Raw genomic sequence first — 25168 nt, 5'->3', positions numbered from 1 at the left:
CCGGAGCCGGAGCGGACGGACGGGGGGCGCCGGGACGCGGTCCCGAGGAAGCGCCGGGGGTCGGCTTGGGGCCTGCCGGACGCGGCGAATCGCCGGTCGGGGCGGGCTTGGATGCCGACTTGGCGGAGCCGTTCGCGCTCTTGGGGGTGAACGACTCACGCAGACGACGTGCGACGGGGGCTTCCACCGTCGACGACGCGGATTTCACGAACTCGCCCTGCTCCTTGAGCCTTGCGAGTAGTTCCTTGCTAGTGACACCGAGTTCTTTCGCCAACTCGTGCACGCGGGCCTTGCCTGCCACTGCTCTCCTCACTGAGAGGTCGAGCGCGGCAACCCTTGTGGGATGGCCCGCACGACCTCAGATTATTTCCGATGGCCGATCATCGCTGGTGCTTCACGGTGTGCTCATGAGTGCTCGTGCCTGTTCTCTACGTAATGCTCCAGGGCTGAGATATCCAGATGTCCGGACACTCGTAGTGCTCTGCCGAATGCTCGGCGCCGAACCGCATTGCTCAGACAAGACGAAGTGGGGTGCAACCAGGCACCCCTTCCGGGCAGTCTGTGCCGCGTATCGGGAACGACCACAGTTTCCTGTGCCACGACCCGCAGCAGTTCGACGGTCAGCTCGCGTTCGCGGCATCCGATGCAGGTCCGCATGGGTTCTGATCTTGATTTCACCCGTGCAGCGCGCAAAGAAACCGAGGACTCGCGCTGAGCCTGCGTCCACTCTACCGCTGACATGTCCCGATCTCCGCATCCGTACCCCTTGGAAGTTACCAAGCTGTCATCCAAGGGGTCTGTTTCACAAATCTCGGGACCGACCGGGCCGGAGGGCTCCGGCGCATCAACCCCGATTCAGCTCCGGTGTGCTTCCGAGCGCACCGAACCCGCCACATCAGGCGTCGCATCACTGCGAATGTCGATGCGCCAGCCCGTCAGACGGGCGGCGAGACGGGCGTTCTGGCCCTCTTTGCCGATGGCGAGGGAGAGCTGGAAGTCCGGCACCACGACGCGCGCGGCACGCGCGTCCGGGTCGACGATGGTGACCGATACAACTTTCGACGGGGACAGCGCATTCCCGACGAAGGTGGCCGGATCGTCGGCGAAATCGATGATGTCGATCTTCTCGCCGGCCAGTTCGCTCATCACATTGCGCACGCGCTGACCCATCGGGCCGATGCACGCGCCCTTGGCGTTCACGCCCGGAACCGTGGAGCGGACCGCGATCTTGGAGCGGTGCCCGGCCTCGCGGGCCACGGCCACGATCTCGACCGAACCGTCCGCGATTTCGGGGACCTCGAGCGCGAACAGGCGGCGCACCAGGTTGGGGTGCGTGCGCGACAGGGTGATCTGCGGGCCGCGGGGGCCGCGCGAGACGCCGACCACGTAGCACTTGATGCGATCGCCGTGCTCGTAGGTTTCGCCGGGCACCTGCTCGGCGGGCGGGATGACGCCCTCCGCGCCGTGCGCCTCGCTGCCGATCCGGACAACGATGGTGCCGCGGGCGTTCATCCGGGCATCGCGCTGTACGACGCCGCCGACGATATCGCCCTCGTGGGTCGCGAAGTCGCCGAACGATTTCTCGTTCTCGGCGTCACGCAGCCGTTGCAGTACGACCTGGCGGGCGGTGGTGGCGGCGATGCGGCCGAAACCCTCGGGGGTGTCGTCCCATTCGGAGATCATGTTGCCGTCGGCGTCGACCTCGCGGGCCATGACGCGCACGACACCGGTCTTCTGGTTGATGTCGATGCGGGCGTTGGGCTGATGGCCCTCGGTGTGCCGGTAGGCGGTGAGCAACGCGGACTCGATCGCGGAGATCACGGTCTCCATCGAGATCCCCTTGTCGGCGACAATCGCGCGCAAGGCTTCGATTTCGATGTTCATTCCACGATCCCTTCGGTCGGTGAATCGGATACTGCTGCTTCGTCTTCTACTGCTTCGACTTCGTCTTCTTCATCGACTTCATCGACTTCATCGGTCTCGGGTAGCTCCTGCGCACCGGGCTGCGGACGTCCCGGCGGTACTCCCCCGGCCAGCTCGAGTTCGGCGGCTCCCGGCGGGGAGAACTCCACCTGGACCACGGCGAACTCGATATCGGCCAGCGGCACGGTCACCCGGTGCGGATTCCGCTTGCCACCCAGGACCAGCGCCACCTGCTCCTCGGTCGCGACGCCCACGCGCGCCTCGAAACGGGGTTTGGCCTTCTCCTCCGGCGATTGCGCGCCGGAGCGGAGCGTGACCTTCACCTTGCGGCCCCGGGCGCGCCGCCAGTGACGTAGTTCGGTCAGGGGCCGATCGATGCCGGGGGTGGTGACCTCCAGCAGATACGGGGTCTCGCCGAAGTCGCCTGCCTCGTCGAGGATTTCCGAGATCTCCGAACTCAGATCGGCGACGGCGTTCAGTGGGGCCGCTTCGTCGCTGTCGACCGTCACCTTCACCTTGGCATGCGCCGTACCGGCGGCCGAAATCGAAACGCCTTCGAGGTCGAATCCCCGGCGTTCGACGAGCCCAGCTACTAGCTGGCTCACCCTTTCCTCGGTCGGCATCGGCATGTGGGGCGGCTCCTGGTTCAGTTGTGACGGATTGAGTTGTCGGGCGGTCTGGCTCGAGTTTCCGGTGAATTTGCGCACCGGAGGTCTAGCGTAACGCGCGGAAAGAGTGTAAAGGACCAGCCGATGTTCACGACTTCGGCATGGTCGGCGCTACCGGACGACGGCGTGTTCGCTGCCGACGCGCCCGTGCCGGCAACGTATCGATCGAGATCACAGCCTATCCGACGGCCCTGGCGGCGGGAGTGCGCTCGAATGGCTGGCACCATGTATCCGTGCCCAGCAGTCTGAGCGGCCGTATGGCCGGTGTCACGCAATTGCCCGAGCCCCCCGGTTTCCCAGTGGACCGCCGTGCCGTGCTGCGCCTCGCCGGCGGTGGGGTGCTGGCCGTCGCCGCGGTCGGCGCGCTGAGCGCCTGTACGCGGGAGCACGCGCCGGAGTTGCCGGATCCCCTGCTCGCACAGGAGGAGTCGGCGCGCACCGATGCGGTGTCGGCGCAGGCCGCCATCGCCACCAATCCGGACAAGGCGGGTGCGTTGCAGACCATCGCGACCCAGCGCGGCGCGCACGCCGATGCGCTGCGCGCCGAAATCGACCGCGCCATAGGCACTTACGGGGACGGCACGGTGCCCAGCAAGCGCGTCGCCCCGCCCACCCCCACCGTGCCGGTGCCGCCGCCGTCGGTAACCCAGTTGCGCGCCAGCCTGTCTCAGGCCCAGCGCTCGGCCGGTGAGCTGGCCACCCAACTGTCGGGTTACCGCGCGGGTCTGCTCGGCTCGATCAGCGCCGCGTGCGCCACCCAGGCGGGAGTCCTGCTCGCATGACCCTCCCCGATCAGCAGGCGCTCACCGATGCCCTGAGCGCCGAGTACGCCGCTGTCTACGCCTACGGCGTCATCGCCGCGTACGCCAATAACGACCGCGACAAGTACGTCTCCGAATGCACCGCGGCCCATCGCGCCCGGCGCGATGCCACCATCGACACCCTGAAGGCTCTCGGCGCGACCGTCCCCGCGCCCGCCGCGGCCTACACCGTCCCCTTCACCGTCGACGACCCCATCCCCGCCGCGAAGCTGGCGGTGACCGTGGAATCCGATACCGCCGCCGCGTGGCACTCGGCGCTGGAACGCGCGGACACCCCCGAGATCCGCCGCACGGCCCTGGACGCCCTCACCGAATCCGCTCTCCGCGAAGCCACCTGGAACACCATCCTCGGCAACAATCCCGCGACGGCCCCCTTCCCCGGGCAATCCTGATCGGGCGATACTCGCTCGAATTGTGACGCACGCCTTCGCGATTCCCGTTCACGGGGATGGCGGTAAGGTTGGCCGGACGCGGCTTGGCGCGAACTTTCTGCCGCGCAATTCAATTCCGGTGTGAGTCGAGGAGATACTGTGGCGGTTGATGCTGCCCGGGAAGAAAAAGCACTGCGCGAGTTGACGAATCGCCTGGTAGATCGGTACGGCGAGGAGTATTCGGCGGAGCGGGTCGAGGCTGTGGTGGGGGCAGTCCGGCAGCGGTTCGACGGGCATAAGGTGCGCGATTTCATTCCCATCCTGATCGAACGGATTGTGCGGCGGGAGCTGACTCCGGGCGACCTGGAAAATATTGCCGAAGAAGCGAATACGGTTAATTCGCAATCAATTCCCGTGGGGGACAATTCGAATTCGGCCGGTGGTCACCTTTTCGACACCTTGGATCGGCTGGGGGTGAGCCGCCGAACCGCACTGGTGGGTGCGGCGGCGGCCGTGGTGGCCGTGGTCGGTGTCGTGACCGTCATCGCCGTGCGGGGGTCGGATTCGGAGCCCGTTGCCGCGGCTCCGGCCGGGTTGACCGCCATGCGGGGCGTGGTGGGGTCGGAGAAGGCGGCGTTCTTCGATGATCCGAAGGTCGCCGACGCCCTGGCGAAGCACGGGATCAAGGTGGAGGTGGATCCGGCCGGATCCCGTCAGATCGCCGATTCGGTGGACCTGGGCCGGTACGACTTCGCCTTCCCATCCAGTTCCGCTGCGGCGGAACGGATTCAGCGGAAGGTGGGGGTGAGCGGCAAGTACACGCCGTTCTCCTCCCCCATGGCGATCGCCACCTTCGCGCCGATCGTGGATCTGCTGACCGCGGCGGGTGTCGTCAAGCCCGGTCCGACACCGACTTTCGATGTCGAGAAGTATCTGGCGCTGGCCGAGAAGGGCGTGCAGTGGGACCAGTTGGAGGGCAACACCACCTACCCGGTGCGGAAGAACGTGCTGGTCGGCACCACCGACCCGAAGACCTCCAACTCCGCCGCCATGTACCTGGCGGTGACGTCGTACGTGGCCAATGACAACACCATCGTGCGCGGCGGTAGGGCCGAAGACTATGCGGTATCCCGCATTTCGCGCCTCTTCACCCGTCAGGGCTTCACCGAGAGCAGCACCGACGGCCCGTTCAAGGAGTATCTGGCCAGCGGTATCGGCCAGGCGCCCATGGTGTGGATCTACGAATCCCAGTTCGTGGAGGCCGCGGCGAACACCCGGCTGAAGCCGGATATGGTGCTGATGTATCCGTCCCCCACGGTCATCTCCCAGCACACCGTGGTGCCGCTGAACGACAAGGGCGACACCCTCGGCAAACTGCTCTCCACCGACCCCGAGTTGCAGCGCCTGGCCGCGGAACACGGCTTCCGCCCCACCGATGCGAGCCTGTTCACCAAGGTGACCACCGAACACCGGGTTCCGGTGGTGCCCAACCTGATCGATGTGGTGGACCCACCCAGCTACGACACCCTCGAACATCTCCTGGACGGCGTGGCCAGGGCGTTCAACTAGTCGCCACAGCGTATCGAGCCGCGCACCGTCTCCGGTGCGCGGCTCGAAAAGTGCTGTGGGCCGGTATCAGCCGCGCACCCTGGCGATGATCGAGGCCACGGCGGTCTCGGCGGGGAGTTCTTCGCTCTCGCCGGTGAAGCGGTCGCGCAGCTCCAGCGTGCCTTCGGACCAGCCGCGACCGATGACGACGACCAGGGGCATGCCCAGCAGCTCGGCATCCTTGAACTTGACGCCCGGGGAGGCCTTGCGGTCGTCGAAGAGGACATCGAGTCCGGCCGAGTTCAGTTCCGCCACAACCTGTTCCGCGCCTTCACGAGCCGCGTCGTCCTTGTTGGCGATGACCACGTGGACGTCGTAGGGTGCTACCGACCGGGGCCAGCGCAGGCCCTTGTCGTCGTGCATCTGCTCGGCGATGACCGCCACCATGCGGGAGACGCCGACACCGTACGAGCCCATGGTGAGGCGGACCGGCTTGCCGTTCTCGCCCAGGACGTCGACTTCGAAGGAGTCGGTGTACTTCTGGCCGAGCTGGAAGATGTGGCCGATCTCGATACCGCGGGCGGCCTCGAGCACGCCGCGGCCGTCTGGCGAGGGATCGCCGTCGCGGACCTCGGCGGCCTCGATGGTGCCGTCGGCGATGAAGTCGCGACCGGCGACCAGGCCGACGTAGTGCTTACCGGGCTCGTCCGCACCGGTGATCCAGGCGGTGCCCGACACCACGCGCGGGTCGACGAGGTAGCGAACGCCGTTGGCCAGCAGGGCCTTCGGGCCGATGTAACCCTTCACCAGGAACGGGTTGGCCTTGAAATCGGCGTCGTCGAGAAGCTCGACCTCGGCGGGTTCGACCGAGGCGCCCAGGCGCTTCTCGTCGACCTCGCGGTCGCCGGGGACGCCGACGCCGAGGATCTCGGTCTTGCCGTCCGGGTAGCGCAGCTTGACGAGCACGTTCTTCAAGGTGTCGGCGGCGGTGACGGGGCGGCCGAACTGCTCGGCGATGCCCGCGCCATTGGCCCAGTCGACCAGGGAGGCGATGGTGGGGGTGCCGGGGGTGTCGTGCACGACGGCCTCGGCCAGACCCGCCAGGGGGATCTCCGGCGGGGCGGCGGTGATCACGGCCTCCACGTTTGCGGCATAACCGGATTCGCGGCAGATGACGTAGGTGTCCTCGCCGACGGGGCTGTCCGCCAGGAACTCCTCGGAGGCCGATCCGCCCATGGCGCCGGAGGTGGCGGCCACGATCACGTACGACACGCCCAAGCGCTCGAAGATCTTCTGGTATGCCTCGCGGTGCGCGTTGTAGCTCTTCTTCAGCCCGTCCTCGTCGAGGTCGAAGGAGTACGAATCCTTCATGATGAATTCGCGCCCGCGCAGGATGCCCGCGCGCGGACGGCCTTCGTCGCGGTACTTGTTCTGGATCTGGTACAGCGTGACCGGCAGATCCTTGTACGAGTTGTACTCGGCCTTCACGGTCAGCGCGAAGAGCTCCTCGTGGGTGGGGCCGAGCAGGTAGTCCTGTCCCTTGCGATCCTTGAGCCGGAACAGCGCGTCGCCGTATTCGGTCCACCGGTTGGTGGTCTCATACGGTTCGCGCGGCAGCAGGGCCGGCAGTGAGATCTCCTGGGCGCCGATGGCGTCCATCTCCTCGCGGACGACATTCTCGATCTTGCGCAGGGTGCGCAGGCCGAGCGGCAGCCACGAGTACACCCCCGGGGCGATGCGCCGCACGTATCCGGCGCGGACCAGCAGCTTGTGGCTGGGCACCTCGGCGTCGGCGGGATCGTCGCGCAGGGTGCGCAGGAAGAGGTGGGAGAGGCGGGTGATCACGGGTCCACACGATAGCCGCTGCTCCGCCGATGCTCACAAGGCATTACCGTGTTGGCTCGTGCTGGTGCTGCTGCCTCCCTCCGAAACCAAGTCCGACGGCGGTTCGGGCCGTCCCCTCGACCTGGATGCCCTTGCGATGCCGCAGCTCACGGCGGTGCGCGACAAGCTGGTCACCCAGTTGATCGAATTGTCCGGCGATCCGGACGCTTCGCGCACCGCGCTGGGATTGGGTAAGGGGGCTGACGCGGAGATCGCGCGCAATGCCGCACTGCGCACCTCGCCGACCCGCCCCGCGCTGGACCGCTACACCGGCGTCCTCTACGACGCCTTGGACGCCCCCGGCTTCACCAAGGCACAGCGCGCCAAGGCCGATGCCCGCCTCGCGATCGGCTCGGCCCTGTTCGGCGTGGTCCGCGCGGGCGACCCGATCCCGGCCTATCGCCTCTCCGGCGGCTCCAAACTCCCCGGACTGCCTACGCTGCAAGCACTCTGGAAGCAGGCCCTGCCCGCGGCCCTCCGGGAGGAAACCGACGGCCACCTCACCGTCGACCTGCGCTCCGGCGTCTACCAGAACCTGGGCCGCATCCCCGGCGCCATCACCGCCGCCGTCCTCACCGAACGCCCCGACGGCACCCGCACCGTGGTGAGCCACTTCAACAAACACCACAAGGGCCTGCTGGCCCGAGCCCTGGTCCTGTCCCGCACCGAACCCACCGACATCAACGGCCTCGCCCGCGCAGCCGAGAAATTCGGCCTTCGCTGCGAAATCGCCTCCCCCACCGAACTTCTCGTGCTCACCTGATTCCGCTCAGCGCGGGCCGAGGAACAGCGTCCGGGTGCCGCGCCCGATCGGGCCCTTCTCGTCGAACATCCGCGATTCGGCGAGGCCGACGCCCGTGCGTTCGGGATAGGTGATCGCGTCCGGGCACACCCACTCCCCGACCGGTTCGCGATGCAGGGTCACCGTCAGGTCGGTGTTGATGAAAAGGTAACGATCCCAATCCAATACGGCGCTGATGCCATTGCCGGGGCCGGCGGCGGCGAGGGTGCGTTCGAGTGGGCTGGGAGCACGATGTGAACCGGATCGCCATCGGGGGCGTTCCCGGTGGGACTCGGCTGAGTCCAGGGGTGTTCTCCGCCAACCTCGGACAACACCGGAGGCCGGGTTCTACTGTCCGGCAGCGTGACTCGGGAGTACGCAGACCGCGTCCAGGCCCAGGACGTGGTTCAGGCGGCCGAAGGCGAGCCAGGAGCCCAGGCACATGGAGAGTTCGACCACCTCGGTCTGGGAGTAGTGGGCGAACATGCGGGCCCAGAACTCGTCGTCGAGGTTGTGGTGGTCCTGCGCGTAGCGTTCGGCGTATTCGGCGGCCAGGCGGGTGCGGTCGTCGAAGTTCTCCGTTGTGCGCCAGTTGGTTACGTCCTGTTCGAAGGACTCCTCGACCTTCTCGCCATGGCGATCGGTGCGCCAGTCCAGGCAGAAGAGGCAGCCGTTGATCTGCGCGATGCGCAGGCGGGCGGCCTCGAATTCACGCAGCCCCAGGGTGGTGTGCGAATACACCGCAAGGGAGAACGCGGCGGCGGCGGTCCCGATGCCGGGGACCATTTCGCCCCATACGTAACCGATGGGGTCCTTGCCTTCGGGAATGTCTATGATCACGGCTGGTTCCTTCCGAGAGTGCCGGGGCGCAGGGGGATGTCGAGGGCGTCGTAGAGCCCGGGTTCGGCGGTGGCGAGCCAGTCGATCGCGCCCACCAATCTGCCTACGGCGGTGGCGTTTCCGCCCGCGGAGTGATTGCCGTCCTCATCGGTGGCCTGAATGGTGACCTCGATATTCGGGCGGCCCTCGATGATGACGCGGTGTGCGCCCGCACCACTGGGCGGCATGGGCCAGTCGGTGGCGCAGCAGGCATGGATGCGGGTGACGTGTTCGATGACGATGCGCGGGCGGCCGTCGATGATGCCCTGCACCTCGAAGCGCACCGCGCCCTGCGTCCCTGCCTCGAAATCGCCCATCAGATCGGTGCTGACGGTGGTCTCCAGTTCGCGCCGGTGCACCACCTCGCGAATCTCCTCGACCTCGACGCCGAGCCCGCGCGCGATGAGCCGAATCTGCCCGCCCCACACCATGGTCGGCACCGAGGCCATCAGCATCGGCGGGTCGTAGTCCATGGGCTGGCCCATACCGACCAGGTAGCGCACCGAATCGGGCTGGTCATACGTGGCGTAGTCGAAGATCTCCTGGCAGCGCACCACATCGACGGTGTGCCCGAGCCCGCTCATGAGCAGCGGCAGCACATCATTGCCCCAGCCCGGGTCGATCCCGGAGACGAACAGCGAACCACCGCCCTCCGCAATGGCTTTCAGCACGGCGTCGCGCATCTCGACCGGCGCGTTCCGCTGGTCGTAGAGCGGGTACAGCGCGGGCGTGACCACGACGGCTCCGGCGCGAATGGCCTGGAGGATATCGGCGAGCGCGTCGTCGGGACGGATATCGCCGGAGGCGGCGTAGACGACGGCCTGCGGTCCGGCGGCCAGTGCGGCGGCGAGATCATCGGTCGCGGCCACGCCGAGTTCGGTCTCCAGTCCGGCGAGTTCGCCCGCGTCGCGGCCCACCTTGTCCGGGTTGTGCACCAGTACCCCGGTCAGTTTCAGCGCGGGGTGCGCGGCGACGGCGCGAATCGCGGCCCGGCCGACATTGCCGGTGCCCCAGACCAGGGTGGAAATCATGACGGGAGCCTAGCAACCGCTTGGTAGGTAGGAAGCGGATTCGAAGACCTATTTGTCCCAATCCACACAAGTCCGATCCCACTCACCGCGACACGAGTCCTGACGAGTGTCCGGTCTGCCGGATTCCCCGTCGCGAGACCGCCGCACCTGTGTTCAAATTCATCATGGATTCGATTGCAATGGAGCAGATCCGAGCGCTCAAGCACCGCTACCTACGCACCCTTGATCTCAAACTGTGGGATGACTTCGCCGATACGCTCAGCAAGGACATCGTCGCCTCGTACGGCTCCCCCTCGGGCGGTCAACCGCTCGAATTCACCGGCCGGGACGCGGTCGCCGACTATATGCGCACCGCCCTGAGCGGCAATATCATCACCGTGCACGTGGCCACCCACCCGGAGATCGAGGTGGATGGCGAAACCGCTTCCGGCTCTTGGCTACTGGAGGACACAGTGATAGCGCCGGAGTATAACTTCCTGATTCGCGGCGCCGCCTACTACAACGACACCTATCGCCTCGAAGACGGCGTATGGCGGATTTCCAGCACCGGCTACAAACGCATCTTCGAAGCCAAGATGGCACCCGAGGCGCTGCCCGGTTTCGAGATCACCGCCAACGCCTGGGCACCGAGTACCGCGGGTTAACCCCGTTCGGCGGCCTCGACCGCCTTGCGCACCGTCTCGGCGTCACCGGGCTTGGCCTCGCTCTCCCAGAACGGCTCCGACACCGCGTAAGGCGGACCGTAGACCGGCGTTCCGGGCTGCGTGCGCCAGCTGTCGCTCGCACCGCCGATATCGACGGTATCGAAGCCCAATGCGCTGATCAGTTGTGCGGCAGCGACTTTCGCCTCGGAATCATCGCCCGCGATCGGCAGCGCCGAGCGATCCGGGGCGTCCGCAGGCCGGCCCAGCACCGCGAGATGCTTGAAGTAGATGTTGTTGAACGCCTTCACCACCCGTGCACGCGGCAGATGCCGTTGCAGCAGTTCACTACTGGTGGTGGTGCCCGCTTCCAGATCCGGGAACTCGCCATCGCGTTCGGGATAGTAGTTGTTGGTATCGATGACGACCTTGCCGACCAGCGCGTCGGCCGGTACCTCGCGATAGGCCTTGAACGGCACCGTCACCACGACGATGTCACCGGCCGCCGCGGCCTCCTCGGGAGTCCCGGCCCGGGCCCGCTCCCCCAGTTCCCCGACCAATTCGGCCAGCGATTCCGGCCCCCGGGAATTGCTCAGCACCACATCTATTCCCGCGGCCACGGCAAGTCGTGCCAGCGTGCCGCCGATATTGCCGCTACCGATCAGTCCCAGAGTTGTCATGAACCGTGCCAACCGCGATCACCTCGCAGATGTTCCCGCAGGACAAGGCCCCGGCCCGGGGGCGCGATCCCGGTTCGTTCCCGCGGCCGCCGTATGTTCCGACGGCCACGGGAACCCGCCAGGTGGTCTCAGCCGAGGGTGATGGCGTCGAGTCGAGTGCGCAGGAAGTCGGCGGACACCACCGGTGCCAGACCGCCGATCCGGCCGATCGGCGGTTCCAGCGGTGTCACCCGCGCGTCATGATCGAGTTCGTAGAAGTAGATGAGCGACACCAGATCCTCATCGGGCGCGGTGGCCTGCGGCGGCAGCACGCGGTGCCGCCCGGCGGGCCAGCGCTGTCCGCTCCAATGTGCCAGCAGGTCACCGATATTCACGGTGAGGGCGGTGGGATCGTAGGGTGCGTCCGCCCAGCCGCCCTCCTCGGTGTACACCTGTAGCCCGCCCGCGCCGGGTTCGCGATCGAGCACGGTGACGGTGCCGAAGTCGGTATGCGGGCCAATGCGGAATTGCCCGGGTTCGGGTGCGCCGACGTGGGTCAGGGGCGGATACCAGTTGATATTGCAGGTCCAGGTGGGCCGGCTCGCCAGCCCTTGAAAAGGGTTGTGCGGCAGGTCGAGTGCGGCGGCGAACAGCGCCAGCAGTTCGTCCGAGAGCACACGCATGGCATCGGTGTAGGTGGTGAACAGCGCACGCAGTTCGGTCACCTCGTCCGGCCAGACATTGTCGAGGAACCAGACGTCGTCTACCCGGGCGTCGCCGGTGCGGGTGTCCGCGCCGACGGCGAAGGTCTCCTTGAGATCGGGCGGGGTCTCGGTGCCCTCGGCGTAGCCGTTGGCCTCCATTCCCGGGCCGATCCAGCCGCGCCCGCCGACGACGGTGGCGTAGCGCTGCTTCACCTCGGCGGGCAGTGCGAAGAAGCGGCGCGCGGCCGCGCGGAGGTCGGCCGGAAGTCCTTGCGGCACACCGTGTCCGCGTACAAGCAGGAATCCGGCGCGCTGCATGCCCGCGTCGACCTCGCGCAGCGCCCGGGCCGCCGCGTCACCACCGGCGCGCCAGCGGTCCAGATCGACGGTGGCGATGGCGTTCATTCGGCCACTCCGATGTCCTCGTTCCAGAGTTCCGGGCGTTCGGCGATGAACTTCTCCATCATCTCGATACAGCCCGGATCGTCCAGCACGATGATCGAAACCCCGTGTTCGGCAAGCCATTCGTGGCCGCCGTGGAAGGTCTTCGCCTCGCCGACGATGACCGCGCCGATATTGAACTGGCGCACCAGACCGCTGCAATACCAGCAGGGCGAGAGCGTGGTCACCATGATGGTGTCGCGATAATCGCGGCGGCGGCCCGCATTGCGGAAGGCGTCGGTCTCGGCGTGCAGGCTCGGATCTGCGGCCTGTACGCGGCGGTTGTGGCCGCGGCCCAGCAGGTTGCCGTCGGCGTCGAAGAGCGCCGCCCCGATCGGGATACCGCCCTCGGCGAGTCCGAGTCGCGCCTCGTCGTACGCGGTGACCAGCAGATCTTTCGCGTTGATCATATCGATCATGCTGCCACCGCCGCCTGAGAAATCCTGGCACGGTTGAGCAGTAGATAGCCCGCGCCGGAGATCAGGAAGCCGACGAAGAAGGTGATATCGCCGAGTTCGGGGAGCTGCCGGGCCACATAGCCGACGAATTCGGCCTGATTGGAGAACAGCAGCACCGAGACCACCAGTCCGATCAGGAAGGCCGCCACCCCACCCCGATTGGTGTACGAGCGGTCGTAGAGCAGTTGGTCGATGCGCTGTCCGCGCCGCAGATATTCGTCGGCGAAGACGATGCCCAGCCACGGGCCGATCCAGTAGGCGACGATCAACAGGAATGCCTCGTAGCTGGCGGCCGCGTCGGGCAGCGCCCACCAGGCGACCAGGAAGCCGACCAGGCCGAAGGCCGCCGAGACCAAGGCGCGCTGGGTGCGCACCGGCAGTTTGAAGCCCATGGTGACGAAAGCCATTGCGCCCGAATACACATTCAACGCATTGGCCGCCACCGCGCCGACTGCGATGGCCAGCAGCGTCAACTTCGCGAGCACCGCGGGAAGATTCGCGGTGAAGACATCGGTGGGGCTGCCCTCGACGGTGGTCGCCACGGTCGCCGACGCGGCCCCGACCACGGTGAGCCAGACACAGGAGATGAACAATCCCGCCGAGGCATAGAGTCCGGTCGCGGTCTTGGAGACCGAGGACGGCAGATAGCGCGAGTAGTCCGCCGCGTAGGGATTCCAGCCCGCCGCGTAACCGAAGGCGGTGCCGACGGTCAGCAGGAAACCGCCGATACCGCCCACGCCCCCGGCCGGTACGGCCGCACCCAGATCAGCCTTGCCGAAGATGACCACGGTGACGATGGCGAACACGATCGCCAAGAGCGGGAAGGCGATTCGCTCGAAGGCCTGCACCAGATTGTGACCGAAGAACGCGAACGCGGTCTGCGCCAGCACGATCACGATGAGCGACAGCAGTTTCGGCATACCGGTCAGCGAGTTCAGGGCGAAGGCCCCGCTCACGCTGTTGGTGGCGAACCAGCCCACCCCGCACATGACGGCCATGAATCCGGCGGGCAGCGCATTGCCGCGATAGCCGAATCCCAAGCGGCCCAACACCATCTGCGGTACGCCGTGCAATGGTCCGCGCGCCGACAGCAGATAGTGCGCGACGGCTCCGAGGCCGACGCCGACCGCGAGCCCCAGGCTCGCCTGCCAGAAGTTCATCCCGTACACGGTCACCGCGAGCACGCCGACGAAGATGGTCGCGAACTCCATATTCGGAGACATCCACGTCCAGAACAGTTTTCGCGGTGTGCCATGGCGTGCGCTGTCGGGGATGAAATCGTCACCGCCGGGTTCGACGGCTATGACGCGGTCGCCGTAGGCGGCCTGGGACTCATCGGTCAGTGCCACTGTCGTGTCCTATCTCTACCGCTCGCGAGTCTCTTCGAGCACGGTGCGGCCCAGCAGCATGTACCGGTCGGGATGCTTGCGCTGCAGATACGTCGCGTAACCGAGGCCGAGCAGAATGACCAGACCCACCAGGTACGGGGTCGCCTTCAGCACCAACGATCCCGCTTCCGAGCCCGCCGCGGTACCCATATTGACCACCAGCAGCACCACCACGCCGAGCATGGCGACACCGCCGATGAGCGGGGCCAGGAAGGTCTTGAACCAGTGCCGGGTCTCGGGATGGTTGCTGCGGAAGTACGCCATCACCGCGAAGGAGCAGACGGCCTGCACGATCAGAATCGCCATGGTGCCGAGCACCGCGAGCAGGGTGTACAGACCCGAGTACGGATCCTTGCCCGCGAGTCCGAACGCGAGCACCAGCACGGCGGCGATCCCGGTCTGCACCAGACCCGCGATATGCGGTGAGCCGTGCTTGGGATGTGTGCGCCCGATGGTGTTCTTCAGTCCGGGAATCGCGCCCTCGCGCCCGAGGGCGTACAGGTAGCGGGCCGCGCAGTTGTGGAACGCCATACCGCAGGCGAGCGATCCGGTGATCATCAGCCACTGCATGGTGCTGACCGCCCAGTGCCCGACATAGGTTTCGGTGGGCCCGAAGAACACGTCCATCGGATTGTCCGAACCGGCGAGTTCCATCGCCTTGCCCGCACCGCTGCCGGAGATGGCCATCCAGGAGACGAAGACGTAGAACGCGCCGACGCCGAGGACTGCGATCATGGTGGCGCGCGGGATGATTCGCTTGGGATCCTTGGATTCCTCGCCGTACATGGCGGTGGATTCGAAGCCGACCCACGACCAGAACGCGAAGAACAGACCCAGGCCCGCGGACGCGCCGTGGAAGGCGTTGACCGGGTTGATCGGCGCGAGCGAGATCCCCTCCGGACCGCCGCCGTGGAACAGCACCGACACGGCCATGATGCTCAGCACCGTCACCTCGGTGGCGAGCAGGACCACCAGTAGGCGCTCGGCCACCGCGACACCGAACCAGGTGCCGACCGCATTGATGGCCAACATGATCACCGCGAAGATCCACCACGGCACATCCACGCCGATCTGATCGGAGACGGTGTTGTGCGCGAAGTAGGAGAAGATGCCGATCAGCGACGGCTCGAACACCATGTACGCGAAGGCCGCGAGCAGACCCGCCGCCAAACCGGCGGTGCGGCCCAGGCCGAACGAGATGAAGCCGTAGAACGCGCCGGTGGCGGTGATGTGCTTGGACATGGTCGTGAAGCCGACGGAGAAGATGCCGAGCACGACCATGGCTATGAGAAACGCCGCGGGCGTGCCTATTCCACTGCCCGACGACATCATGAACGGGACGTTGCCGGTCATGGCGGTGATCGGTGCGGCGGTGGCGATCGCCATGAACACCACGCCCAGCAAACCGATGACATTCGGCTTGAGTCTCGACACGTTCGACTCAGGTGTTTCGGTTCCCCCCGAAAGTACGGTCGTCGCACTCGGTTCCATGTAGAGCTCCTCATCCAGGCCAGTCCTGCGGCCTGTGAGGATTGTGCGTAGGAATGTGTTGCCTGGATATGAAACCGCGTTACCAGCAGAAATCAATTGTGTGACCCAGGCCACTTTTCTTACGATCGACGCCCCCACGGCGTAGCGAATTTACAGAACGTCGGCGCCCACTTCTGGCTTCAGTCAACTGAATTCAGGCGGTAGGGTGCTGCCATGGACACTGGTTTCGCCCGCGCGATGTGGCGAGTACTCGAGCCCCTGCACGCCGTGACGTACTTCAGCCCGGCGTGTGTCGCGGCGCATAAGGCCGTCGGCCTGCGCGGATTCTGGATGGGCTACTTCGGCGCGCGGTCGGCCCCGCTCGGGGCCGCCGGGCCGAATCTGGTCGAGGCGACCTTCTACAACTTCCATCCGTCGATGATTCGCCGCGCACTCCCGGACGCCTGGACCTTCGCCAGTCCGGCGGCCGTGCTGGAGGCGCGGCGCACCGCCGCCGCCTCGGTGCTGCGCACCATCGCACCCGATATCGAAACAGTGGCCGCCACCGCGCTTCCCGCGCTTCAGGCCGCGATCGACGCCGCACCCGCCCCGGGACGGCCGCTCTTCGCCGCCAACCGCGACCTGCCGACACCGGCCGATCCGGTCGAGGCGCTGTGGCAGGCGGCCACCGCTCTGCGTGAGCACCGCGGTGACGGGCATATCGCCTGCCTGCTCGCCGAGGGCATCGACGGCTGCGAGGCGCATGTCCTGTTCGCGGCGGTCACCGGGTCCGCCCCGGCCATGTGGCAGGCCAATCGCGGCTGGAGCGAATCCGATTGGGCCGCAGCGCAAGAACGCCTCGAATCCCGGGGGCTGCTCGCCGACGGCGCATTGGCCGACAATGGTCGCGACCTGCGGGCGCATATCGAATCGCGCACCGACGCCCTCGCCATGACCGCCTATGCCGATGTTCCCGGCATCGCCGAGGCCCTGACCGCGCTCACGCCCATCGCCAAATCGGTGGCCGGGAGTGGCGCGGTCCCCTACCCCAACCCGATGGGCGCTGACCCGGCCTGACCCCGGTAGTGCGAAATGAACTGCCCAGCACCGTGATCGCCCAGGTTTGCCCTGGTTTCGCGGGGAGAAATCGTGGCCGACCCATGTCTCGGTCGATTCGCGACGGCTGGTGCATCGCACGGCCGGCAGAAAGACCAGGCACCGGGGCCGAGTTGGGAGCCGTACCCGGATTGAGCTCCCGGGCTTGGGAATACATCGCACCGAACCAGCGGGGTCGACCGGCTGTGGTTGCGTTTCGAGGTGGGGCGGTATGGGTGGGAACTCCCGTTCCAGCGCCCTCACCACCGCCGAAAAGTGTCCCCACTCGGGGTTTTGACCGACGTGCATGTACTCACGCAGGGACCTTCTCGACATTTGCCAGCGTGGATGCATGCACATCAGAGGACCGGGCAAAACAGACATCGGAAGCTTTGGTTTTGTCTCTTTTGTCTTGTTCTTTTCTCGTCCCGGCGTCTTTTGCCTTTGTCTCTTTTGGGTCTTGGTCTTTCAGGTCTTGGCCTCTGCGGTCGTGCTATGCGCTGGGGATGGTGAGGTCGCGGATCAGGAGGGCGGTGTGCAGGGAGGTTCGGGTTTCGCCGTCGTCCAGGTCTACGTCGAGGATGCGTTCTATGCGGGAGAGGCGGTCGTAGAGGGTGGGGCGGGAGATGTTGAGGCGTTTGGCGAGTTCGGTTTTGTTGCCTGCCAGGTCGAGGAATTGGCGGAGGGTGCGGGTGAGGTCGGTGGCTTGGCGGATGTCGTGGCGGAGGAGGGCGCTGAGTTCGGTTTCGGCGAAGCGCTGGACGCCGGGCTCGTCGCGGATGAGCGACAGGAGGCCGCGGAGGCGGACGTCGCCGCTGCGGTAGTAGGGGCGGGTGGATGAGGAACTCAGGGCCAGAGCCACTTCCGCGACGTGGGCGGCCTGGGCCAGTTCGCGGGCGGTGTCCAGGAGGGAGTCCGACTCCGCGCCCACGCCGACCACCGCGCGCTCGACGCCGGAGACTCGGCGGATTTCGCCGAGCATGCCGTTGCAGACGACGGTGAGGGTGCCGTCCAGGTCGCCGGTGCGGGACAGGGCCAGGATCATGTTCACCCGGTTGCCATGGTCGGGGGCGGCCAGGGCGGTGACGCGGGCCAGGCCGACGCCGTGCATGGCGGCGTCGAGAATCGCGGCGGTGCGGCGCTGTTGGGCCACCGGATCGGATTCGACGGGGGCCGCGACATCGATGGCCAGGGGGATGTAGCGGGAACGGCGGGCAAGGCCGAGGGTCGCGGCGAGGGCGACCGCATCGCGTTCGTCGCTGAGGCGGCCGGTGATCATATCGTCGATGAAGCCGGTCTGAGCCTGGCGATGCAGGCCGAAGCGGTCGCGCTCGACCATGCGGTGCAGGGTCAGGGTTTGCGCGGCGCGCTCGAGGACCATGCGGGCGCGGGCATTGGGAACTCGGCTGGAGCGCAGGATGAGTCGGCCCCAGCGCTGGGTGTGCGGGCCGACGGGGACCACGTTCGCGTCGTGGTCGGGCAGCAGGCGCGAGGTGGTTTCCCAATGTTCGAGCAGGGTCGAGGTGGCGGTGTGCCGGGCGGTGGAGGCGAGTACGCGATGCGTCAGATCCTCCAGCACCACGGAGGCGTCGAGCATTCCCGCGGCGGTCTTGACGATTTCGGCGAGGGAGGCGCGGCGCACGCTCAGCGAGGTGAAGGTTTCGTGCACGGTGCGCGCGAACTCCAGCTCGGCGTACTGATCCGCCACGATGACGCGGTGCACCGCCTCGGTGACCTCGACGAAGCGCACCACCCGGGCGAGGACGACGACGGGCAGGTTCAGCCGGTCGGCGGTCTGTGCCACGATCGGCGACAGTTCCTTCACATAGGTGCCGAGTTCGACGACCAGTCCTGAGACACCCGCGGCGGCAAGGGATTCCAGATACTCGACGGTGGCGGCATCGCCGCCGGAGAGCGCCTGCCCGGTGGTGAGGATCAATTCCCGGCCGACCAGGAGTTTCGCGACATCGGACAGTTCGCTGACGTGCACCCAGCGCACCGGCCGGTCCAGCGACCCGCCGCCGACGACTTCCGGCTGCCCCGCGCGCACCACCGGAATCGCCAGGACATCAGCTACGGAGAGAAGCACCGACGAATCGTAATACGCGAACCTCGAGAGCGTACAAAGTGTCGGGGTGCAGCGGGGTCGGGATGGGGCAGAGTAGGACTCGGGCCACCGCAGTCCCGCCCCACGACCGTCCGACACCGGCAGGAACGGCATCCGGATCCGCGCATCCGCCGCCGCGACCACCGGTAGCCGTGGGCAACGGTTCCGCCCACGCCCGCCGCCGCGGCCCGATTCCCGTCATGCCGGTGACGGGGGTCGGGCCCATCTCCATATGCCGAGAGGAAACCGGCGATGCGGATGTGGCGGGCGGCTCCGAATACCGGGCAAGACATCGCCACCGCGGTACCCCGAGAACTTCCATGAATCGAGGAGATATGCAGACCATCGCACACTGGCTCGACGGCAAGCCGTTTGCCGGCACCAGCGAGGCCACCGCGCCCGTGACCAATCCGGCGACCGGCGTGGTGACCGGACAGGTCGCGCTCGCCAATGTCGCCGACGTGCGCACGGTCGTCGACGCCGCCGCGGCCGCCTTCCCGGCCTGGCGCGACGCCTCCCTCGCCAAGCGCACCCAGGTGCTGTTCCGCTTCCGCGAGCTGCTCAATGAGCGCAAGCAGGAGATGGCCGCCATCATCACCTCCGAGCACGGCAAGGTGCTCTCGGACGCACTGGGCGAGGTCACCCGCGGCCTCGAGGTCGTCGAATTCGCCTGTGGCATTCCGCATCTGCTCAAGGGCGGTTACACCGAGAACGCCTCCACCAAGGTGGACATCTTCTCCATCCGCCAGCCGCTGGGCCCGGTCGCGGTCATCTCGCCGTTCAACTTCCCGGCCATGGTGCCCATGTGGTTCTTCCCGGTCGCCATCGCCGCCGGAAATACCGTGGTGCTCAAGCCTTCGGAGAAGGATCCGTCGGCGGCGCTGTGGATCGCGGCGCTCTGGGAAGAGGCCGGACTGCCCCCGGGCGTGTTCAATGTCGTGCAGGGCGACAAGGTCGCCGTGGACGAACTGCTGGAAAACCCCGCCATCAAGGCGGTTTCGTTCGTCGGCTCCACCCCGATCGCCAGGTACGTGTACGAGCGCGGCACCGCGCACGGTAAGCGCGTGCAGGCCCTGGGCGGCGCGAAGAACCATATGGTGGTGCTGCCCGACGCCGATCTGGATCTGGCCGCCGACGCCGCGGTGAACGCGGGCTTCGGCTCCGCCGGTGAGCGGTGCATGGCCATCAGCGCGCTGGTCGCGGTCGGCCCCATCGCCGATGATCTGGTGGCTCGAATCGCCGAGCGCGCCAAGACCATTCGCACCGGCGACGGCACCACCGGTGCGGATATGGGCCCGCTGGTCACCGAGGCGCACCGCGACAAGGTCGCCTCGTATGTCGCCGCGGGCGAAGCCGCCGGAGCCACCGTCGTGCTCGACGGCCGCACCGTGCGGGCCGATGGCGGCGAGAACGGCTTCTGGCTCGGCCCGACCATTCTCGACAATGTCACCACCGAGATGAGCGTCTACACCGATGAGATCTTCGGGCCGGTGCTCTCGGTCGTACGCGTCGAAACCTATGACGAGGCACTGGCCCTGATCAATGCGAACCAGTACGGCAACGGCACCGCCATCTTCACCAATGACGGCGGCGCGGCCCGGCGCTTCCATAACGAGGTCGAGGTCGGCATGGTCGGCATCAACGTCCCGATCCCGGTCCCCATGGCGTACTACAGTTTCGGTGGCTGGAAGAACTCGCTCTTCGGCGATTCACATGCGCACGGCATCGACGGCGTGCACTTCTTCACCCGCACCAAGGCCGTCACCTCGCGCTGGCTCGATCCGAGCCACGGCGGGCTGAATCTCGGCTTCCCGCAGAACAGCTGAGGAGGAACCGTGATGACTCTTCCCAATGGTTTGACGCCCGAGCAGGCGCGCGAACAGGCCACGCGCGCTTACGAACTCGACCGCAAGCACGTCTTCCACTCGTGGTCCGCGCAGGCGCAGCTGAAGCCGATGACGGTGTCGGCGACCCAGGGCTCGTATGTGTGGGACGGCGACGGCAACCGGCTGCTGGATTTCTCCTCGCAGCTGGTGAACACCAATATCGGCCATCAGCATCCGAAAGTCGTTGCGGCCATTCAGGATCAGGCCGCCAAGCTGTGCACCATCGCGCCGCAGCACGTGAATGACGCGCGTTCGGAGGCGGCTCGTCTCATTGCCGAGCGCACCCCGGGTGAGCTGAATCGGATCTTCTTCACCAACGGCGGCGCGGATGCCGTCGAGCACGCCGTGCGGATGGCACGCCTGCACACCGGGCGCTACAAGGTGCTCTCACGGTACCGCTCCTATCACGGCGGCACCGAGACCGCGATCAATCTGACCGGCGACCCGCGCCGCTGGCCGAATGACCACGGCAACAGCGGGATCGGCCACTTCTTCGGACCGTTCCTCTACCGTTCGCAGTTCCACGCGAGCACCGAGGCGGAGGAGTCGCAGCGCGCGCTCCAGCATCTCGAGCAGACCATCCTGTTCGAGGGTCCGGCGACCATTGCCGCCATCGTGCTGGAGTCCGTTCCCGGAACCGCCGGAATCATGGTTCCCCCTGCGGGATACCTGGCCGGTGTGCGGGAGATCTGCGACAAGTACGGCATCGTGTTCATCGCCGATGAGGTGATGGCGGGCTTCGGGCGCACCGGAAAGTGGTTCGCCATCGAGCATTTCGATGTCGTACCGGATCTGATCACCTTCGCCAAGGGCGTCAATTCCGGTTATGTGCCGCTCGGCGGCGTCGCGATCGCGCCGCATATCGCGGCCACCTTCGATGATCGCGCCTACCCGGGTGGTCTCACCTACTCCGGGCATCCGCTGGCCACCGCGGCCGCCGTCGCGACCATCAATGCCATGACCGATGAGGGCATTGTCGAGAACGCCGCGCAGATGGGTGCGCACGTCCTCGGTCCCGCACTGCGCGAATTGGCCGAACGGCATCCCAGCATCGGCGAGGTTCGCGGCCTGGGCGTCTTCTGGGCGCTGGAACTGGTCAGCGATCGCGCGACCCGCGAACCGCTCGCACCCTACGGCGGCACCAGCCCGGCCATGGCCGAGACGGTCGCCGCGGCCAAGGCCGCGGGGCTGCTGCTGTTCGTCAACTTCAACCGCCTGCACGTCGTCCCGCCGTGCAATATCTCCGAGGCCGAGGCCAAGGAGGGTCTGACGATTCTGGATCAGGCGCTCACGGTCGCGGATTCGCATTTGTAGTAGCTGTTCGCTATAGCGGCCTGTGCGGACGGTGCACGGGCCGCTGGCAAACCCCCGGTAACACAGCGAACATACGGTGTCTCTACGGTGAACACCGACACAAGCTAGGAGAGCAGTGAGTACGCAAGAACTGCAATTCATCGGCGGCGTCCGCCGCCCCGGGTCGGGTGAGCCGCTGTCCATCACCGCGCCCGCCACCGGTGAGGTCATCGCCTCCGGTGCGAGCGCGAGCATCGCCGATGCGGAGGCCGCGGTCGCCGCGGCCCGCACGGCGTTTCCGATCTGGTCGGGAATGACCCCGGGCGAACGCTCGGACATCATGCACCGCTGGGCGCAACTGCTGCGCGAGCGCGCGGATGAGCTGGCCGCCGTCGAGAGTCGCAATGCGGGCAAGCCGATTCGGCTCGCGACCGACTTCGACGTGCCCGGCACCATCGACAACACCGCCTTCTTCGCGGGCGCGGCGCGCAATCTGGAGGGCAAGGCATCGGGGGAGTACTCCGCCGACCACACCTCCTCGATTCGCCGCGAACCGCTCGGCGTCATCGGCTCGATCTCACCGTGGAACTATCCGCTGCAGATGGCGGCCTGGAAGATCCTGCCCGCTGTCGCGGCCGGAAACACCATTGTGCTCAAGCCGTCCGAGCTGACCCCGCTGACTTCGCTGCTGTTCGCGGAGATCGCGACCGAGGCGGGCGTGCCCGCGGGCGTGATCAATGTGCTCACCGGCGTCGGTCCGGTCGCGGGTCAGGCGCTGGTGGAGCATCGCGAGGTGGCCATGGTGTCGTTCACCGGGTCCACCGTGGTGGGACGCCAGGTCGCCGCCACCGCGGCCGGTTCGGTGAAGCGGGTGCATCTCGAACTCGGCGGTAAAGCGCCGTTCGTGGTGTTCGACGATGCCGATCTGGAGGCCGCGGCGCGCGGTGCGGTTGCGGGTTCGCTGATCAATGTCGGCCAGGATTGCACCGCGGCCACACGCGCCTATGTGCAGCGGCCGCTGTTCGACGAATTCGTCTCGCGCGTAGCCGAACTCATGGATCAGGTGACATTGGGTCCGGTCGATGATCCGGAAACCGATATGGGGCCGCTGATTTCACTCGCACATCGCGACAAGGTGATCGGCATGGTCGAACGGGCGCGCGACTACGGCGCGAAAATAGTGCGCGGAGGAAGAATTCCCGAGCACACCGCGCGCGGCGGCTCCTATTTCGAGCCGACTTTGATCACCGGCGTCGCACAGGATTCGGAGATCGTGCAGAACGAGGTCTTCGGACCGGTGCTGGTGGTATTGCCATTCGACACCGATGACGAGGCGATCGCACTCGCCAATGACACCGCCTACGGTCTGGCGGCGTCGGCCTGGTCCACCAATGTGTATCGCACGCAGCGCGCCGGCCGGGAGATCCAGGCCGGATGCGTGTGGATCAACGACCACATTCCGATCATCAGCGAAATGCCGCACGGCGGATACAAGGCCTCCGGCTTCGGAAAAGACATGTCCACGTACTCATTCGACGAGTACACCAATGTCAAGCATGTCATGTCGGATATCACCGGGGCCGCGCACAAGTCGTGGCACGACGTGATCTTCACGGCCGAATAACACTCTTCGACAACCGAATAGAGCCCGACGAGCAGTGCGGCAACCTGCTCGTCGCCCGCGAGGGTGGGCGCCGATGACTCTGCCTCATCGGTGTCCGCCCTCGTAGTCGTGCCCGCATACCGGAAACCACGGTTGACAACTGAATTCGTTGCGTAACTTGGATTTTTCAATGGAATCGCTTGATTTGTAACAAGACTATGGAACTATCAGTTCCACACCGCAGCACTGCTGCGAACTTCTTTATCCCGTTCTGATGAAGGTGCGACCCTCATGAACAAGTCTCCGGACTCACTCCCTCCCGAGCTGCGCAGCATGCTCTCCGCCCGGCCGTCCCGCCGCGGTCTGCTGCGCGCCGGAGGTCTTATCGCCGCCGCGGGCACGCTGGCCGCATGCGGTACCAAGGGTTCGTCCTCCAGCGGGGGCGCCCCCGCCTGCACACCGCCCGCCGACAACTCGGCCGCGGAGAAGACCCTCAATTTCTCCAACTGGCCCGGCTATCTCGACGAGGCCGCCGACAATGCCGAAGTGCATCCGACCATGGCGGAATTCACCGCCAAGTCCGGCATCAAGGTCAGCTATGTCGCGGACGTCAATGACAACAACGAGTTCTGGGGAAAGGTCAGCGCCCAGCTGAGCAACTGCCAGAGCATCTCCCGCGACCTCATGGTGCTCTCGGACTCCACCGCGGTGCGCGTGGTCCGGCAGGGCTACACCCAGAAGCTCGACGTCTCGAAGATGCCGAACTTCGTGAAGAATCTGCACCCCATGCTGCGCGGCGCCGGTATCGATCCGCAGAACGATCGGATGGCGCCCTGGCAATCGGGTCTGGTCGGCATCGGTGTCAACACCAATGTCACCAAAGAGGTGCACACCATCGATGAGCTGCTGACCCGCCCCGATCTCAAGGGCAAGGTCGTCTGCCTCACCGAAATGCCCGACACCATGGGGCTGATGCTGCACTCCATCGGCAAGAGCGCGGCCAAGTTCACCGATGACGATTACGACAACGCGCTCGCCAAGCTGCAGAAGGCGGTGCAGTCCGGGCACGTGCGCAAGTTCACCGGCAACGATTACGTACAGGATCTGGCCAAGGGCGATATCGCGGCCTGTATGGCGTGGTCCGGCGATGTCATCCAGCTCAACGCGCAGGATCCGAAGGTCAAGTTCATCAGCCCGGACGAAGGCGCGGTGCTCTACTCCGACGAGGCGCTGATCCCGGTCACCTCCCCGCACGCAGCCAATGCCATGGCGCTGCTGGACTGGTACTACGACCCGGCCATCGCCGCGCGCCTGTCGGCCTTCGTCAACTATGTCTGCCCGGTCGCCGGCGCACAGGAGGAGATGGCCAAGTTCAATCCCGAACTGGCACAGAACGAATTGATCTTCCCCAGCCCCCAGACGCAGAAATCGCTGCAGATCTTCATGTCCCTGACCGAAGCCAAGGAAAAGGACTACCAGTCCAAGTTCCAGGCCCTGACGGGGGCGTGATAATCGAC

Annotated in this window: 24 protein-coding genes; 10 read left to right on the top strand and 14 right to left on the bottom strand. The window is 66.4% G+C overall.

The features are described from left to right. The 4 genes from NA10_RS35560 to rimP all read right to left on the bottom strand — a co-directional run. Window positions 1-301 (bottom strand): translation initiation factor IF-2 N-terminal domain-containing protein (locus NA10_RS35560; RefSeq protein WP_174562510.1); only part of this gene is annotated, 301 nt, incomplete at its 3' end. A 104-nt stretch (window positions 302-405) separates the two neighbouring features. Further along, window positions 406-741, bottom strand: a complete 336-nt coding sequence (locus NA10_RS35555; RefSeq protein ID WP_084514613.1) for a YlxR family protein — start codon at window positions 739-741, stop codon at window positions 406-408. Window positions 742-855: 114 nt separating this feature from the next. Further along, window positions 856-1884, bottom strand: coding sequence for a transcription termination factor NusA (gene nusA, locus NA10_RS13900; RefSeq protein WP_067568090.1), 1029 nt, complete (start codon window positions 1882-1884; stop codon window positions 856-858). After that, a complete protein-coding gene (gene rimP / locus NA10_RS13895; protein WP_067568137.1) occupies window positions 1881-2552 on the bottom strand; it encodes a ribosome maturation factor RimP in 672 nt (223 codons plus the stop codon). Before rimP ends, nusA begins: the two co-directional genes overlap by 4 nt. A gap of 272 nt (window positions 2553-2824) precedes the next feature. Here rimP and NA10_RS13890 point away from each other — a divergent pair, with 272 nt between their 5' ends. The 3 genes from NA10_RS13890 (at window position 2825) to NA10_RS13880 (ending at window position 5352) form a co-directional block, all read left to right on the top strand. Further along, complete coding sequence (locus NA10_RS13890; protein ID WP_245677196.1) at window positions 2825-3373, top strand: hypothetical protein; 549 nt, start codon at window positions 2825-2827, stop codon at window positions 3371-3373. Further along, window positions 3370-3804: a ferritin-like domain-containing protein gene (locus tag NA10_RS13885; RefSeq protein WP_067568088.1), complete on the top strand. Its 435-nt coding sequence runs from the start codon at window positions 3370-3372 to the stop codon at window positions 3802-3804. Before NA10_RS13890 ends, NA10_RS13885 begins: the two co-directional genes overlap by 4 nt. Before the next feature lie 138 nt (window positions 3805-3942). Then, window positions 3943-5352: a three-helix bundle dimerization domain-containing protein gene (locus tag NA10_RS13880; protein ID WP_218021514.1), complete on the top strand. Its 1410-nt coding sequence runs from the start codon at window positions 3943-3945 to the stop codon at window positions 5350-5352. A 66-nt stretch (window positions 5353-5418) separates the two neighbouring features. On the opposite strand, the gene NA10_RS13875 is transcribed toward NA10_RS13880, so the two are convergent. Continuing rightward, window positions 5419-7176 (bottom strand): proline--tRNA ligase, encoded by a 1758-nt coding sequence (locus NA10_RS13875; RefSeq protein ID WP_067568086.1) that lies wholly within the window; start codon window positions 7174-7176, stop codon window positions 5419-5421. Between the two features lie 58 nt (window positions 7177-7234). Between NA10_RS13875 and yaaA the strand changes: the two genes are divergently transcribed. Further along, window positions 7235-7978 carry a peroxide stress protein YaaA gene (gene yaaA / locus NA10_RS13870; RefSeq protein WP_067568084.1) on the top strand — a complete coding sequence of 248 codons (744 nt, stop codon included), beginning with the start codon at window positions 7235-7237 and terminating at the stop codon, window positions 7976-7978. A gap of 6 nt (window positions 7979-7984) precedes the next feature. Here yaaA and NA10_RS13865 read toward each other — a convergent pair whose 3' ends face one another. The 3 genes from NA10_RS13865 to NA10_RS13855 are packed head-to-tail and all read right to left on the bottom strand — an operon-like array spanning window position 7985 to window position 9906. Continuing rightward, the gene (locus NA10_RS13865) at window positions 7985-8302 is read right to left on the bottom strand and encodes a thioesterase family protein (protein ID WP_373862373.1); all 318 of its coding nucleotides are present in this window, start codon (window positions 8300-8302) and stop codon (window positions 7985-7987) included. A 42-nt stretch (window positions 8303-8344) separates the two neighbouring features. Beyond that, the gene (locus tag NA10_RS13860; RefSeq protein WP_067568080.1) at window positions 8345-8836 is read right to left on the bottom strand and encodes a carboxymuconolactone decarboxylase family protein; all 492 of its coding nucleotides are present in this window, start codon (window positions 8834-8836) and stop codon (window positions 8345-8347) included. Beyond that, on the bottom strand, window positions 8833-9906 hold the full coding sequence (locus NA10_RS13855) for an NAD(P)H-dependent amine dehydrogenase family protein (RefSeq protein ID WP_067568078.1): 1074 nt from the start codon (window positions 9904-9906) through the stop codon (window positions 8833-8835). The genes NA10_RS13860 and NA10_RS13855 overlap by 4 nt, the downstream gene beginning before the upstream one ends. 164 nt (window positions 9907-10070) lie before the next feature. On the opposite strand from NA10_RS13855, the gene NA10_RS13850 reads away from it, so the two are divergent. Beyond that, window positions 10071-10550 carry a nuclear transport factor 2 family protein gene (locus tag NA10_RS13850; protein WP_067568131.1) on the top strand — a complete coding sequence of 160 codons (480 nt, stop codon included), beginning with the start codon at window positions 10071-10073 and terminating at the stop codon, window positions 10548-10550. On the opposite strand, the gene NA10_RS13845 is transcribed toward NA10_RS13850, so the two are convergent. The 5 genes from NA10_RS13845 to NA10_RS13825 form a co-directional block, all read right to left on the bottom strand. After that, window positions 10547-11227: an NADPH-dependent F420 reductase gene (locus NA10_RS13845; RefSeq protein ID WP_067568076.1), complete on the bottom strand. Its 681-nt coding sequence runs from the start codon at window positions 11225-11227 to the stop codon at window positions 10547-10549. The genes NA10_RS13850 and NA10_RS13845 overlap by 4 nt on opposite strands. 128 nt (window positions 11228-11355) lie before the next feature. Next, entirely contained in the window at window positions 11356-12315 is a 960-nt protein-coding gene (locus NA10_RS13840) for an isopenicillin N synthase family dioxygenase (protein ID WP_067568074.1), read from the bottom strand. Continuing rightward, entirely contained in the window at window positions 12312-12761 is a 450-nt protein-coding gene (locus NA10_RS13835; RefSeq protein ID WP_373862370.1) for a nucleoside deaminase, read from the bottom strand. Before NA10_RS13835 ends, NA10_RS13840 begins: the two co-directional genes overlap by 4 nt. Before the next feature lie 5 nt (window positions 12762-12766). Continuing rightward, window positions 12767-14158 carry a purine-cytosine permease family protein gene (locus NA10_RS13830; protein WP_067568070.1) on the bottom strand — a complete coding sequence of 464 codons (1392 nt, stop codon included), beginning with the start codon at window positions 14156-14158 and terminating at the stop codon, window positions 12767-12769. 15 nt (window positions 14159-14173) lie between these two features. Then, window positions 14174-15688 (bottom strand): APC family permease, encoded by a 1515-nt coding sequence (locus NA10_RS13825; RefSeq protein WP_067568068.1) that lies wholly within the window; start codon window positions 15686-15688, stop codon window positions 14174-14176. A gap of 213 nt (window positions 15689-15901) precedes the next feature. Here NA10_RS13825 and NA10_RS13820 point away from each other — a divergent pair, with 213 nt between their 5' ends. Continuing rightward, window positions 15902-16744, top strand: a complete 843-nt coding sequence (locus NA10_RS13820; RefSeq protein ID WP_067568066.1) for an SCO6745 family protein — start codon at window positions 15902-15904, stop codon at window positions 16742-16744. A 511-nt stretch (window positions 16745-17255) separates the two neighbouring features. Here NA10_RS13820 and NA10_RS13815 read toward each other — a convergent pair. After that, complete coding sequence (locus NA10_RS13815; protein ID WP_067568064.1) at window positions 17256-18851, bottom strand: PucR family transcriptional regulator; 1596 nt, start codon at window positions 18849-18851, stop codon at window positions 17256-17258. A gap of 353 nt (window positions 18852-19204) precedes the next feature. On the opposite strand from NA10_RS13815, the gene NA10_RS13810 reads away from it, so the two are divergent. The 4 genes from NA10_RS13810 to NA10_RS13795 all read left to right on the top strand — a co-directional run bounded on the left by NA10_RS13810 (window position 19205) and on the right by NA10_RS13795 (window position 25160). Beyond that, window positions 19205-20695 (top strand): CoA-acylating methylmalonate-semialdehyde dehydrogenase, encoded by a 1491-nt coding sequence (locus NA10_RS13810; protein ID WP_067568062.1) that lies wholly within the window; start codon window positions 19205-19207, stop codon window positions 20693-20695. 12 nt (window positions 20696-20707) lie between these two features. After that, window positions 20708-22069 (top strand): aspartate aminotransferase family protein, encoded by a 1362-nt coding sequence (locus tag NA10_RS13805; protein ID WP_067568060.1) that lies wholly within the window; start codon window positions 20708-20710, stop codon window positions 22067-22069. A 115-nt stretch (window positions 22070-22184) separates the two neighbouring features. After that, window positions 22185-23672: a gamma-aminobutyraldehyde dehydrogenase gene (locus NA10_RS13800; RefSeq protein WP_067568058.1), complete on the top strand. Its 1488-nt coding sequence runs from the start codon at window positions 22185-22187 to the stop codon at window positions 23670-23672. A gap of 270 nt (window positions 23673-23942) precedes the next feature. Beyond that, entirely contained in the window at window positions 23943-25160 is a 1218-nt protein-coding gene (locus tag NA10_RS13795; protein ID WP_218021513.1) for an ABC transporter substrate-binding protein, read from the top strand. Window positions 25161-25168 lie beyond the last annotated feature (8 nt).

This window comes from Nocardia acidivorans NBRC 108247, assembly GCF_001625085.1.
In the GTDB taxonomy this organism is placed as follows: domain Bacteria; phylum Actinomycetota; class Actinomycetes; order Mycobacteriales; family Mycobacteriaceae; genus Nocardia; species Nocardia acidivorans.
The sequence above is the reverse complement of the archived record's forward strand: the minus strand, read 5'-3'. Positions and strand labels throughout refer to the sequence as shown.